Here is a 12,122-nt window from a genome sequence, read left to right as displayed (position 1 = left end):
CTTCACCGCCGAACCCGTCCGGTCGGCCATCGCCGCCCGGCTCGGTGTCACGCTGTCGGTGGTGCTGGCCGCTCCCCCGGCCCCTGCGGCGCCCCCCGCCCCGCCCGCCCCGGGCGCCGGCAAGATCAACCTCGACAAGGGCCGGGTCAGCCTCCAGAAGAACCAGACCGTCTCCCTGGTCAAGGGCGGCCGCCCGCTGCTCTCCCAGGTCAAGATGGGCCTCGGCTGGGAGCCCGCGTACCGCGGCAAGGACATCGACCTGGACGCCTCGGTCATCGCCTACGGTCCGCAGCGCAACCACATCGACAGCTGCTACTTCGGCAAGCTCCAGATCGTGAACGGCTCGATCCGGCACTCCGGCGACAACCTCACGGGTGAGGGCGGAGGCGACGACGAGGTCATCACCGTCGATCTCGGTCGGCTGCCGCAGGAGGTCACCGGACTGGTCTTCACCGTCAACTCCTTCTCCGGCCAGAAGTTCACCGAGGTCGCCAAGGCCTACTGCCGCCTCCTCGACGCCGCGACCGGCGAGGAGCTCGTCCGCTTCGACCTCACCAACGCCGAGGCCCAGACGGGCGTGATGATGGCCAAGCTCATCCGCCAGTTCTCCGGCGAGTGGGAGATGACGGCCATGGGCGACTTCGTGAAGTCCCGCACGGTGCGGGGCATGGTGAAGCCGGCGGCGCAGGCGCTGTAGGCACACGGGCAGCCGTGCGACAGACGTACGGCAGACGTACGACGTCCGGGGCGCCCCCCGGCCGAAGGGGGGCGCCCGGCGCGTGCGTGCGGCTCACATCTTCGTCGCGCCCGCCGCCAGATCCCTGAGGAAGTGCCGCGCGGGTCGAGTGCCGAGGAACCTGCAGCCTCTACGCGTTGCGCACCTCCGGGCCCACCCCGGCATCAGGCGGAGGCCCGCACCACCAGCTCCGGGACCACCCAGGCGTCGGCGCCGCCGATCGGCTCCTGCCCCGCTCGCAGCCGCGCCACCTGCTCCACGGCCAGCCGGCCCAGTTGCCGTTTGTCGATGTGCAGGGTGGTCAGGCCGGGTTCCACCAACTCGCCCAGCGACAGCCCGTCGAAGCCGAGCACGGCCAGATCGTCCGGCACCCGCCGGCCCCGGCGCCGGGCGGCGCGCATCGCGCCGACCGCGATCAGATCGTTGAAGCCGAACACCGCGGTGATGTCGGGCCGGGCGTCCAGCAACCGCTCCATGCCGGCCGCGCCGCCCGCCACGCTGTGCTCCTGGCACATCGCGATCCAGCTCTCGTCGACCGGCAGGTCGTGCCGCCGGGTCTCCGCGAGGAACGCCTGCCGCCTGGGGGCGGGGCCGTGCACGCCGTCCAGCATGCCGATCCGGCGATGCCCGGCGCGGACCAGGTGGGCCATGCCCTGTTCGAGACCGGCTGCGGCGTCGATGCCCACGGCCGCGAACCGGGTCTGCTGCGGGCCGCGTTCCAGCAGCACCAGCGGGACGCCACCGAGGTGCCGGGACAGCACGTCGTCCGGGTTCTTGAAGTAGCCCACGACCGCGTCCGCCTGGTGGGACAGCACGTCGAGCGCCTCCCGCTCGCGGGCCTCGTCGGCGCGCGAGTCCCACACGACCACCTGCCAGCCGCGCTGCTCGGCGGCCTCCAGCACCCCGGCGGCGACCTCGGGGAAGAAGGGGTTCATCAGGTCCGGGATGACCAGCCCCGTCGTCACGGTCCCTTTCCGGACGAGGCCGCGCGCGAACCGGCTGGGCCGGTAGTCCAGCAGCCGAGCCGCCTCCAGCACCCGTTCCTTCGTGGCCGGGTCGATCTCGCCCTTGTCGTTGACCGCGCGGGAGACCGTCTGGCGTGACACTCCGGCCAGTTTGGCGACGTCGTGGATCGTGGCCCGGCGACGGGGGCCGTCGGGCCGTTCGACACTCGACTCCCGCTGCTGATCGTCCGCCCACACGCAGTGCACTGTATCCGGCCAGGTAGGAGCTTCGGCAGGGCCTGGTCGCGAGCAAGGCCGGCCGATCCCTGGACGTCGACGCGCCGGAGTGCCGGGGCCGGCGGGCTTCACCCGCTCGTGCCGCACAGCGCGGACCACCGCGGCCCGGCCCGCTCACCGGGCAGCGGATCGTCCTGGTCGGCACGGGAAACTCCGCGGTGCTGATCGCCGCCGCGCTCGCCCGGGTGGCCCAGGCACCGCTCGCCCACGGGGCCGATGGGCGGGCACATGGCCCTGGGGCACGGAGCGGCGTGCTCCATCAGTCGCGCGCGGGACGACCGCCCTGGGCCGAGTGAGCGGCCCGGCAACTCCAGGACGCCGGTGGCGAGGTGGGGCTGGAGACGCTGCCCGTCGAGTCCGCCATGGCCGCCGCACGACGCACGCGCCCCGCCCGGCTCAGAACAGCGCGCTGTACGCGTTCAGGGCCGGCTGTCCGCCGAGGTGGGCGTACAGCACGGTCGACTCCCGCCCGATCTCCCCGCGCCGGACCAGGTCGATCATCCCGGCCATCGACTTGCCCTCGTAGACGGGGTCCGTGACCATGCCCTCGGTCCGCGCCGCGAGCCGCATCGCCTCCAGCGTCGTCTCGTCCGGAATGCCGTACGTGCCCGCGTGGTACCGCTCGTCCAGCTCGACGTCGGCCTCGGTCAGCTCGCGCTCGACGCCGATGAGCCGACCGGTGCCGTGGGCGATGCGGGCGATCTGCTCGCGGGTGGCGGCGGGCTTGGCCGAGGCGTCGATGCCGAGGACCCGGCGCGGACGGCCGCCGGCCTCCTCCAGGGCGGCGAAGCCGGCGACCATGCCGGCCTGGGTGGAGCCGGTCACCGAGCACACGACCACCGTGTCGAAGAACACCCCCGACTGCCGCTCCTGCTCGGCCACTTCGTAGGCCCAGCCGGCGAAGCCGAGGCCGCCGAGCGGGTGGTCGGAGGCACCGGCCGGGATGGCGTACGGCGTGCCGCCCGCCTCCTCCACGTCCCGCAGCGCCTGTTCCCAGCTCTCCTTGAAGCCGATGCCGAAGCCGGCCCGCACGAGGCGTACGTCGGCTCCGGCGAGGCGGCTGACGAGGATGTTGCCGACCTTGTCGTAGACGGAGTCGGGCCAGTCCACCCAACTCTCCTGGACGAGCACGCACTTGAGCCCGGCGCGGGCGGCGACCGCGGCGACCTGGCGGGTGTGGTTGGACTGCACCCCGCCGATCGAGACGAGCGTGTCGCAGTCCTTCGCGAGCGCGTCGGCGACCAGGTACTCCAGCTTGCGGGTCTTGTTGCCGCCGTACGCGATCGGGGAGTTGCAGTCCTCGCGCTTGGCCCACAGGGAGGCGCCGCCGAGGTGCTCGGTGAGGCGCTCCAGGGGGTGCACGGGCGACGGGCCGAAGAGGAGAGGGTAACGCTCGTAGGAGGAGAGGGACATGGGGCGCCTCCAGGGGGGCGGCGTCGATGGGAGTCGACGTCAGCGGGAGTCGGCGTCAGTCGTGTCAGCGTGAGCCGTGTCGGCGTCAGTCGTGTCGGCCAGGTCGGCGAGGGTGCGCCAGATCTCCGCGGTGACGTGGACCGCCGCGTCCACGTCAGCGGCGGCGCACGCCTCGATCAACCGCTCGTGCAGCCCGGCCGAACGGCAGGTCCCGCCCTCGCCGAAGCGCCGGCGCTCCAGGCGGCGGATGAGCGGGGTGTGGCGGGCGACGGTGGCGGCGGCCGCGCGATTGCCGCTCACCCGCACCAGGACGTCGTGCAGTTCGTCGTCGGCCCGCAGGGCGAGGTCCACCTCGCCCGCGGCGACGGCGGCGGCGAAGCGCTCGTTGGCGGCCCGCATGGTCTCCACATCCGCGGCCGTCAGCCGGGGCACGGCCACCCGCGTCACCAACTCGTGCATGGCGCCGACCACGGCGGCCGCGTCCCGCACGTCGGCGGCCACGACCGGCGTGACCCGCGTGTAGCTCTGCGGCTTGCTCTCCAGCAGGCCCTCGTCCACGAGCCGCGAGAACGCCTCGCGCACCGGCGCCCGGGACAGCCCGAGCCGCTCGGCGAGATCGGCGTCCCGCACCACCGCGCCGGGTTCGATCTCCCCGGCCACGATGGCGTCCCGGATCGATGCGCAGGCACGCTCCCTGAGCAGGGTCCGGCCCACGGGTCGTATGGCCTCCATGAACTGAAATGTTAGATGTCAGTCTGCGGCGCGAACAAGGGCCGCCGGGCACACGGCCGGCCCGGGTCCCTTTCCGCACCCGCAGACATCAGACATACAGGGCAGGGCGTTCGGCCCGCGTTACCGCCGCTGCCGCTTCCACGGCCCGGTGATGGCCAGCAGAACGCCCGGGCTCTGGATGCCGACGAACAGCGTCCTGCCGTCGGGCGAGAAGGTGACGCCGGCGAACTCGCTGTACTCGGGCTCGTCCTCGGTGCCGATGTTCAGTTCGTTGCGGGCGATGGGGTACGTGCGTCCGCTGTCCGTGGCGCCGAAGAGGTGCTGGACGCCCTCGCCGTCCTCGGCGAGGATCAGGCCGCCGTACGGGGAGACGGTGATGTTGTCGGGGCCGTCGAGGGAGCCGTCCTTCGACGGGTCGGGGTTGACGCCGAGCAGGACCTTCAGGGTGAGGGTGCGGCGCTTGGGGTCGTAGAACCAGACCTGGCCGTCGTGCTGTGCGGGGCTCTCCTCACGGGCGTAGGAGGAGACGATGTAGGCGCCGCCGTCGCCCCACCACATGCCCTCCAGCTTGCGGGCGCGGGTGACCTCGTCGTCGGCGAACTGCTTGCGCACGGGGGTGGTCCGCGCGTCGCGGTCGGGGACGTCCACCCAGTCGACGCCGTAGACGGTGCCGATCTTCGTGGCGCGGGCGAGGTCGTCGACGAACTTGCCGCCGGAGTCGAAGCACTTGGGCGCCTGCAGGACGCCCGCGTCGTCGGCGAGGGCGCGGAACCTGCCGCGGCCGTACTCGAAGCCCTTCGGCGGGGTCCAGCGGTAGAACAGGCCGTTGGGCTCGTCGTCGTCCTCGGTGAGGTAGGCGTGGCCGCGCTTGGGGTCGATGACGACGGCCTCGTGGTCGTAGCGGCCGAAGAACTTCAGCGGCTTGGGGTCGCGGTTGGCGCGGCGGTCGATCGGGTCGACCTCGAAGACGTAGCCGTGGTCCTTGGTCATGCCGTTGGTGCCGGCCTTGTCGGAGTTCTCCTCGCAGGTCAGCCAGGTGCCCCAGGGGGTGCGGCCGCCCGCGCAGTTGGTGGAGGTGCCGGCGATGCCGACCCACTCGGCGACCTTGCCGCCGGGGCGGACCTCGACGACCGTGCAGCCGCCGGCCGCGGCCGGGTCGTAGACGAGGCCCTCGGTGAGCGGGACGGGGTACTTCCAGTTGGCGCGCGGGCCCTTCAGCTCGTGGTTGTTGACGAGCAGGGTGGTGCCGCGCGGCCCGTCGAAGGCGGCCGTGCCGTCGTGGTTGGAGGGGGTGAACTCGCCCGACTCCAGCTTGGTTCTGCCGCTGTGGGTGAGGACGCGGTACGTGAACCCGGCGGGCAGCGCGAGGATGCCGTTGGGGTCCGGGAGCAGCGGCCCGTACCCGACACCGTGACCGCGGTCGTCCGTGGCGTCCTCGCGATCGGTCTCCGGCTCCGTGGACGCGAGCGCGTTGGGCGCGCTGCCGAGAACGCCGGCACTGCCCGCCAGCACCACTCCCGCACCGGTGATCGCGGAGTTTCTGGTGAAGTCCCTACGGGTGAGCGACATGGTGTCTCCTGTGACAGTGGGTGTGCCGTGGAGGGTGGCGGACTTCGGAACGGCGCCACCGTCCCGCCCACGCCTGAACACCCGTTGAACACCAGTCGTCCTCAGAGCACTCGCTTCCATGAATCAACGCCGGGCACGGCAACCCCCTGGGGGCGCGGGGCCGTATCGATATGCGGCTCCGCCGCGTGGGGGCCCCAACAGCCACACCCCACCGGCACCCGCGAGCCGGCCTCAACCCCCCTGCTGCGACCGCGCCTTGAACGCGGCCTTCCGCGCTTCCTTCGCGACCTTCTTGTCCGGATGCAGCCGCCCCATGGCTTCCAGCACATCCGCCGTGGCCGGATGATCCACCCGCCAGGCCGCCGCGAAGAACCCGCTGTGCTGCGCGGCCAACCCCTCGACCAGCGCCCGCAGTTCGTCGGAGTTCCCCTCCGCCGCCAGCTGCGCGGCAAGCGTGTCGACGGTCAGCCAGAACACCAGCTCCTGCGACGGGGCGGGTACGTCGGCGGCGCCCCGTTCGGTCAGCCACACCCGCGCCAGTCCGCCCAGTTCGGCGTCGTCGAGCACCTCCCGCAGCGCGGGCTCGGCCTCCGCGCCCACCAGGGACAGCGCCTGCTGGCAGCGCAGCCGCCGCAGCGGTGCCCCGGCGTCCAGGCCCCGTGCCGCCGCGAGCAACTCCCGTGCCGCGGCGAGGGGTTCGCGCCGGGCCAGCCACAGCTCGGTCTCGGCCTGCGCGGCGACCTGCGGGAAGGTGGCCGTCCCGTCGAGCAGCGCGTCGGCGCCCTTGTCGGCGAGGTCCCCGACCGCGGGTGCCTCGAACCCGGCCTCCAGCAGCCGCGACCGCAGTCCGTACAGGCCGAGCGGGGTCAGCCGGACCATGCCGTAGCGCGAGACGTCGGTGTCGTCGACGCCGGCCGGCGCCTCCTCGGCGGCGCCGTCGATGTCGGCCATCAGCGCCTCGTCCACCGGCTGGTACTCCACCAGTCCGGCCGGCTCCAGCAGCCGGAACTGGTCGTCGAGGCGCATCATCGCGTCGGACACCTGCTCCAGCACGTCGTTCGTGGGCTCGCCCATGTCGCTGGGCACGATCACGGACGCGGCGAGGGCCGGCAGCGGCACCAGACTGTCGCCGGGCCCGTCCTCGCTGACCGTCAGCAGGTAGAGGTTGCCGAGCACTCCGTCGAGGAACGCCGCCTCGGCCTCCGGGTCCCAGTCCAGCGAGGACAAGTCGACCTCGCCGCCCGCGTCCATGGCGTCGACCAGGTCGTCGAGGTCGGGCACGCTCGCGTCGGCGAGCACCGTCTCCAGCGCGCCCAGCCACACGCCGAGCACGTCCTGCGGCGAACCCCCGGTCAGCAGCGCCAGGTCCGCGCCGGCCGCGACCGTGCCGGCCTCCTCGTCGACGACCTCGACCAGCCCGGTGTCGACGGCCACCCGCCATGCCTCGCTCGCGTACGCCGCGGCGTCGTCCCCGCTCAGCCCGAGCACCTCGGCGGCGGCCGGAAGCTGCTCGTCGACGAGCCCGCCCCCGGCGTCGACGCGGGTGTCGGGCCCGGCCCAGCGGGCCAGCCGGGCGGCCCGGGAGAGCAACGGCGTGGACAGCGCGTCACGCGCCAGCTCCGCTTCGGGGTGCAGGCGCACCGGCGGCAGGGGGGAGCTGTCTGACATCGGCTGGTTCTCCTAGAGCGCTCTGCGTGGCCGTACGCGACACGGCCCTTGCCGTACACCTCACGGCTCAGCCGCTCAGCCTAGACGGATTTCCACCCATGCCGCCCGGTTCATCTCCCCGTCAGGAGGCGTACATGGCCGAAACCTTGACAAGTGGCCTGACCAGGCAGGAGATTGACGCGCGTAGAAACCGGGGGACAGCTGTTCACTGTATTTTCTACGCGCGTCGCCACCGCCCCACCGGTCGCGCCTGCACCCACCGTTCCACGCACCACCCTCGTCCCGGCGCTCACGTACGTCCCCGGAGGGATCCCGTTGCCGAGCAAGAAGTCCGCGCGTCTCGCCGCGCTCACCGTCGCCGCCGTCTGTTCCGCGGCGTCCACCGTCGTCCTCACCACCCCCGCGCACGCCGACTCCGTGCGCATCCATGACATCCAGGGCAGCACGCGCATATCGCCGTACGCCGGCAAGCAGGTCGCGGATGTGGCCGGAATCGTCACCGGCGTGCGCACCTACGGCTCGTCCAGAGGCTTCTGGATCCAGGATCCGGGTGCCGACGACAACCCGGCCACCAGCGAGGGCGTCTTCGTCTTCACCGGCTCCACCCCGAAGGTCGCCGCCGGCGACTCGGTCCTGGTCTCCGGCACGGTGACGGAGTTCGTGCCGGGCGGCGCCTCCTCCGGCAACCAGTCGCTGACCGAGATCACGCGCCCGACGGTCACCGTCGTCTCCAGCGGCAACGCCGTCCCGGCCGCGACCGTCATCGACGAGGACTCGGTGCCGGGCACGTACGCCCCGGCCGGTGACAGCGCCGCGAACGGCTCGGTCAACGGTCTGCCGCTCCAGCCGTCGAAGTACGCCCTCGACCACTACGAGTCCCTGGAGGGGATGAACGTCCGGGTCGCCGACGCCCGTGTGGTCACCGCGACCGACGACTTCCACGAGCTGTGGGTGACGGTGAAGCCGTGGGAGCACCGCAACCGCCGCGGCGGCACCGTCTACGGTTCCTACGACTCCCAGAACACCGGCCGGTTGCAGATCCAGTCCCTCGGCCCGGGCGCGCAGTTCCCCGTCGCGAACGTCGGTGACACGCTCGCCGGCCGCACCACCGGCCCGCTGGACTACACCCAGTTCGGCGGCTACACCCTCGTCGCGAGCGAGCTGGGCACCCTGACGAGCGGTGGCCTGAAGCGGGAGACGACGCGGAAGCAGGGGCGCGGCGAGCTTGCGGTCGCGACGTACAACGTCGAGAACCTCGACCCCTCCGACGCCACCTTCGCCGAGCACGCCTCCGCGATCGTGAACAACCTCCAGTCGCCCGACATCGTGTCCCTGGAGGAGATCCAGGACAACAACGGCGCGACCAACGACGGTACGGTCGCCGCCGACCAGACGATGCGGAAGCTGATCGACGCGATCGTCGCCGCAGGCGGCCCGGCCTACGACTGGCGGTCCATCGACCCGGTCGACAAGGCCGACGGCGGTCAGCCGGGCGGCAACATCCGCCAGGTGTTCCTGTTCAACCCGGGGCGGGTCTCCTTCGTCGATCGCGCGGGCGGCGACGCCACCACCGCCGTCGGCGTGACCGAGGTGCGGGGCAAGGCGGCGCTGACGGTCTCCCCCGGCCGAGTCGACCCGGCGAACGCGGCCTGGGCGAACAGCCGCAAGCCGCTGGCCGGTGAGTTCCTCTTCCGCGGCCGGACGGTCTTCGTGATCGCCAACCACTTCGCCTCCAAGGGCGGCGACCAGTCGTTGCACGCGCAGTACCAGCCGCCGGCCCGCAGCTCGGAGACCCAGCGCCACCTTCAGGCGGCCTCGGTCAACGCCTTCGTCAAGGACATCCTGGCCGTCCAGAAGAACGCGGACGTCGTCACGCTCGGCGACATCAACGACTTCGAGTTCTCCGGCACCACCGAGCGGCTGGAGGACGGCGGCGCGCTGTGGTCGGCGATCAAGTCGCTGCCGCGGAGCGAGCGTTACTCCTACGTCTACCAGGGCAACGCCCAGACGCTGGACCAGATCCTGATCAGCCCGTCGATCCGGCGCTCCTGCGACTTCGAGTACGACAGCGTGCACATCAACTCGGAGTTCAACGACCAGATCAGCGACCACGACCCGCAGGTGCTGCGGTTCCGTCCGTAACCGCCGGCCGTGCTCAGGACTGGCTGAACACGCCGTTCAGCCAGTCCTGCCAGGCGGTCTCGCACTCCTTGATGTCGGCGCCCGCAGTGAAGTCGTGCAGGGAGATGCCGACCTGGTACCCCCAGTGGTTGCGCCCGAAGAAGCGGGTGAGGCCCCGGTCCGTCCGCAGCCCGATGAAGTAGGGGTTGCGGAAGTCGACCACGGCGTCGAACTCGTCGGGCCCGTGCACCGTCACCCGCGCACCGGCGGACACGTCCTCCCCGAGGCCCAGTGCCCGTGCGACGACCGCGAGGGCGTCGGCGGCCTTCGACGCCTCGGGCCCGTCGAACGTGGCGAAGGCGGCCGACCGGGGCGCGAAGTGGACCAGGTACTCCCTCAGGGTGTGCAGATAGAAGTCGGTGTGCTTGGCGGCGCCGTCGTACTGGTTGTCCCAGTCGTCGACGAAGATGCCGCTGTGCACGTACCGCACCCAGGCACGCCGGCCGTCGTCGCGCGGCTCGATGGTGTAGTCGAGCTGGTTGAGGGTCTGTTCGGAGATCCCCTCGACGTCCTCGACCCGGTTGGTGTAGCGGTGCGGCGGGTCCCAGGCGGTGATGGTGGAGCCGAAGGGGCCCTTGCCTCCCGCACGCGGCTCGGGGGCCTCCATCGGCCACATCCAGCCGTCGGTACCGCTGGTGACGGCGTCCCACACCTGCTGGGGCGTGGCGTCGACCTCGAACTCGCGGGCGATCTCGAATTCCTTGGACATGGCGGGCTCCTGAGTACTACTGCTCGAGTTCCTGGGTGGGTTGCTGGTCCTTGACCGTGGGATGTACCGCGATGACGATCCGGTGGTCCCGGCCGCCCTCGGCGTCGGGCGCGTCGTACTTGCGGATCAACGCGCTCACGCCCGCTGTCAGCTCCTGGATGAAGGCGGCCCGTTCGGCGGCCGAGGCGAAGCGGACCTCGCCGTCCAGCGCGTACGTCGCCAGCCGCTTGCGGGCCCTCGTCGCCCCGGTGATCAGCGACCCGACGTCCCGGACGAGCCGGGCGCCGAGCGCGAGCAGCCAGCGGGCCGAGAGCTGGTCGCGGAAGCGGTCCGGGTCGGGCTGCACGGAGGCGAGCGCGAGCGGCGAGATCACGTACGACGCGGCGGTCGCCCGCATCAGCCGCTCGGTGACGTTGCCCTTGCGGCGCTCGCCCGCCAGCTCGACCAGGCCGTGCCGCTCCAGCGCCTTGAGGTGGTAGTTCACCTTCTGCCGGGGCAGCCCGACCCGGCCGGCCAGCATGGCGGCCGACGCGGGGCCGGCCGCCAGCTCGGCGAGCAGCCGGGACCTTATGGGGTCCAGGGAGACGGCTGCGGCCTCGGGGTCCTCGATCACGGTGACGTCCAGCATGGGTCCACCGTCTCACCGAAAACTTTTTTTGTCCAGACGGATCCAGCTTTCGGTGGGCGGGGGCGTTGAGGGCCGGGCATCGAGGGCCGGGGCGGGGGCGGGGGCGGGGGATTGAGGCTGGCATCGAGTCGAGCCCCGCGAGCGGGAGGTCAGTCGGGGACGAGGCCGAGGGCGTGGTCGTACCTGTTGACTCCGCCCGCGCTCGTCATGCCCGGCCAGGTCTGTACGCGGCGCCATCGATCCGTCGACGAGCCGATGCCGTCGCCGGGAGCGGCGAGGGCCTCGGCATGGGCCTCGGCACTCTCCCACTCGGCGTAGTTGAGGACACGGGTGCCGTCGGTACTCAGGTGGAAGTGGGCGGCGATGCCGCCGGGATGGGGGTTCGGCTCGCCTTCCAGCGCCTCGAAGACGGCGTCGACCCAGGCGCGCTGCCGGTCGGGGTCGGGTCCCTCGAACTGGAGGTCGACGATCACGATGCAGCCCGGGACGCGGGTGTCGCCCTCCCGGCTGCCGCTGCGGTAGCGCCGGTAGCGGCCGAGCCCCAGTCGCTCGATGCCCGGAACGGCGGTGTCGATCTCGTCGACGCGCTCCTGCCGGTGCGTCTTGACGAAGGATTCGTAGGCCTGCTCGCTCCTCCACTGCGAGTAGTGCAGGAGGGTGGAGCCGTCGTGGCCGGTGTAGACGTGGTAGCCGAGCAGATCGCCGGTCGGCCAGGGGCGGCGCTCCCAGGTGGCGGCGATCGCCTCGACGGTCTGCTTCTGCCGCAGGGGGGTGCCCACCCGCCAGGTACTGAAGAAGGGGGCGCCGACCTCGGGGTGGGTGAGGTCGGGGTGGACGTCGGTACGGCGGGTCATGCCGGTCTCCTTGGTGGGGTGAGTGGGGTGGGTGGCGTGGGTGGGGCGTGGCGGATCGGCACGTTGTGCCGTGCCGTGCTGTGCCGTGCTGCGTTGTGCTGTGCCGTGCTGTGCCGTGCTGTGCCGTGCTGTGTGCGATGCGCGCGATGCCCGCACCGATCACCTTTCGACCTCAACCGGACTTGAGGTCAAGTGACTGACGGAGGGCGGGAATCGGGGAGGCGGTTTTCGGGCTCATGGCCTTCCGATGGGCGCGGGTTACTGTCGCGGCCGCACGGCGGCGCGGTGCTCGCCGGCGATGGCCTCGGTGTGACCGGAGGTCCACAGCCGGATGTGCTCCACGGCCTTGTCCAGGGAGTCCACGACCGCGGCGGCGATGTCGTACGACAGG

Annotated in this window: 10 protein-coding genes; 2 read left to right on the top strand and 8 right to left on the bottom strand. The window is 71.9% G+C overall.

The genetic code is table 11. The features are described 5' to 3' along the window. Window positions 1-697 (top strand): TerD family protein (locus tag ABZ078_RS43215; protein ID WP_356584028.1); only part of this gene is annotated, 697 nt, incomplete at its 5' end. Window positions 698-900: 203 nt separating this feature from the next. Here ABZ078_RS43215 and ABZ078_RS43210 read toward each other — a convergent pair. From ABZ078_RS43210 to ABZ078_RS43190, 5 genes are all read right to left on the bottom strand, one after another. Then, window positions 901-1,938 carry a LacI family DNA-binding transcriptional regulator gene (locus ABZ078_RS43210; RefSeq protein ID WP_356584027.1) on the bottom strand — a complete coding sequence of 346 codons (1,038 nt, stop codon included), beginning with the start codon at window positions 1,936-1,938 and terminating at the stop codon, window positions 901-903. Between the two features lie 435 nt (window positions 1,939-2,373). After that, on the bottom strand, window positions 2,374-3,390 hold the full coding sequence (locus ABZ078_RS43205) for a 1-aminocyclopropane-1-carboxylate deaminase (protein WP_356584026.1): 1,017 nt from the start codon (window positions 3,388-3,390) through the stop codon (window positions 2,374-2,376). A gap of 39 nt (window positions 3,391-3,429) precedes the next feature. Beyond that, window positions 3,430-4,122, bottom strand: a complete 693-nt coding sequence (locus ABZ078_RS43200) for a GntR family transcriptional regulator (RefSeq protein ID WP_356584025.1) — start codon at window positions 4,120-4,122, stop codon at window positions 3,430-3,432. A gap of 120 nt (window positions 4,123-4,242) precedes the next feature. Further along, window positions 4,243-5,691 (bottom strand): alkaline phosphatase PhoX, encoded by a 1,449-nt coding sequence (locus ABZ078_RS43195; RefSeq protein ID WP_356584024.1) that lies wholly within the window; start codon window positions 5,689-5,691, stop codon window positions 4,243-4,245. 231 nt (window positions 5,692-5,922) lie between these two features. Next, entirely contained in the window at window positions 5,923-7,359 is a 1,437-nt protein-coding gene (locus tag ABZ078_RS43190) for a hypothetical protein (RefSeq protein ID WP_356584023.1), read from the bottom strand. Between the two features lie 315 nt (window positions 7,360-7,674). On the opposite strand from ABZ078_RS43190, the gene ABZ078_RS43185 reads away from it, so the two are divergent. Further along, on the top strand, window positions 7,675-9,501 hold the full coding sequence (locus tag ABZ078_RS43185) for an endonuclease/exonuclease/phosphatase family protein (protein ID WP_356584022.1): 1,827 nt from the start codon (window positions 7,675-7,677) through the stop codon (window positions 9,499-9,501). A gap of 13 nt (window positions 9,502-9,514) precedes the next feature. On the opposite strand, the gene ABZ078_RS43180 is transcribed toward ABZ078_RS43185, so the two are convergent. The 3 genes from ABZ078_RS43180 to ABZ078_RS43170 form a co-directional block, all read right to left on the bottom strand. Then, entirely contained in the window at window positions 9,515-10,249 is a 735-nt protein-coding gene (locus tag ABZ078_RS43180) for an SRPBCC domain-containing protein (RefSeq protein ID WP_356584021.1), read from the bottom strand. Between the two features lie 16 nt (window positions 10,250-10,265). Continuing rightward, window positions 10,266-10,877 carry a helix-turn-helix domain-containing protein gene (locus tag ABZ078_RS43175; RefSeq protein ID WP_356584020.1) on the bottom strand — a complete coding sequence of 204 codons (612 nt, stop codon included), beginning with the start codon at window positions 10,875-10,877 and terminating at the stop codon, window positions 10,266-10,268. A gap of 149 nt (window positions 10,878-11,026) precedes the next feature. Beyond that, window positions 11,027-11,731: an antibiotic biosynthesis monooxygenase gene (locus ABZ078_RS43170; protein ID WP_356584019.1), complete on the bottom strand. Its 705-nt coding sequence runs from the start codon at window positions 11,729-11,731 to the stop codon at window positions 11,027-11,029. Between the last annotated feature and the right edge of the window lie 391 nt (window positions 11,732-12,122).

It is taken from the genome of Streptomyces sp. NPDC006385 (genome assembly GCF_040612485.1).
Taxonomy (GTDB): domain Bacteria; phylum Actinomycetota; class Actinomycetes; order Streptomycetales; family Streptomycetaceae; genus Streptomyces.
This window is presented reverse-complemented; position numbering and strand designations above follow the sequence as displayed.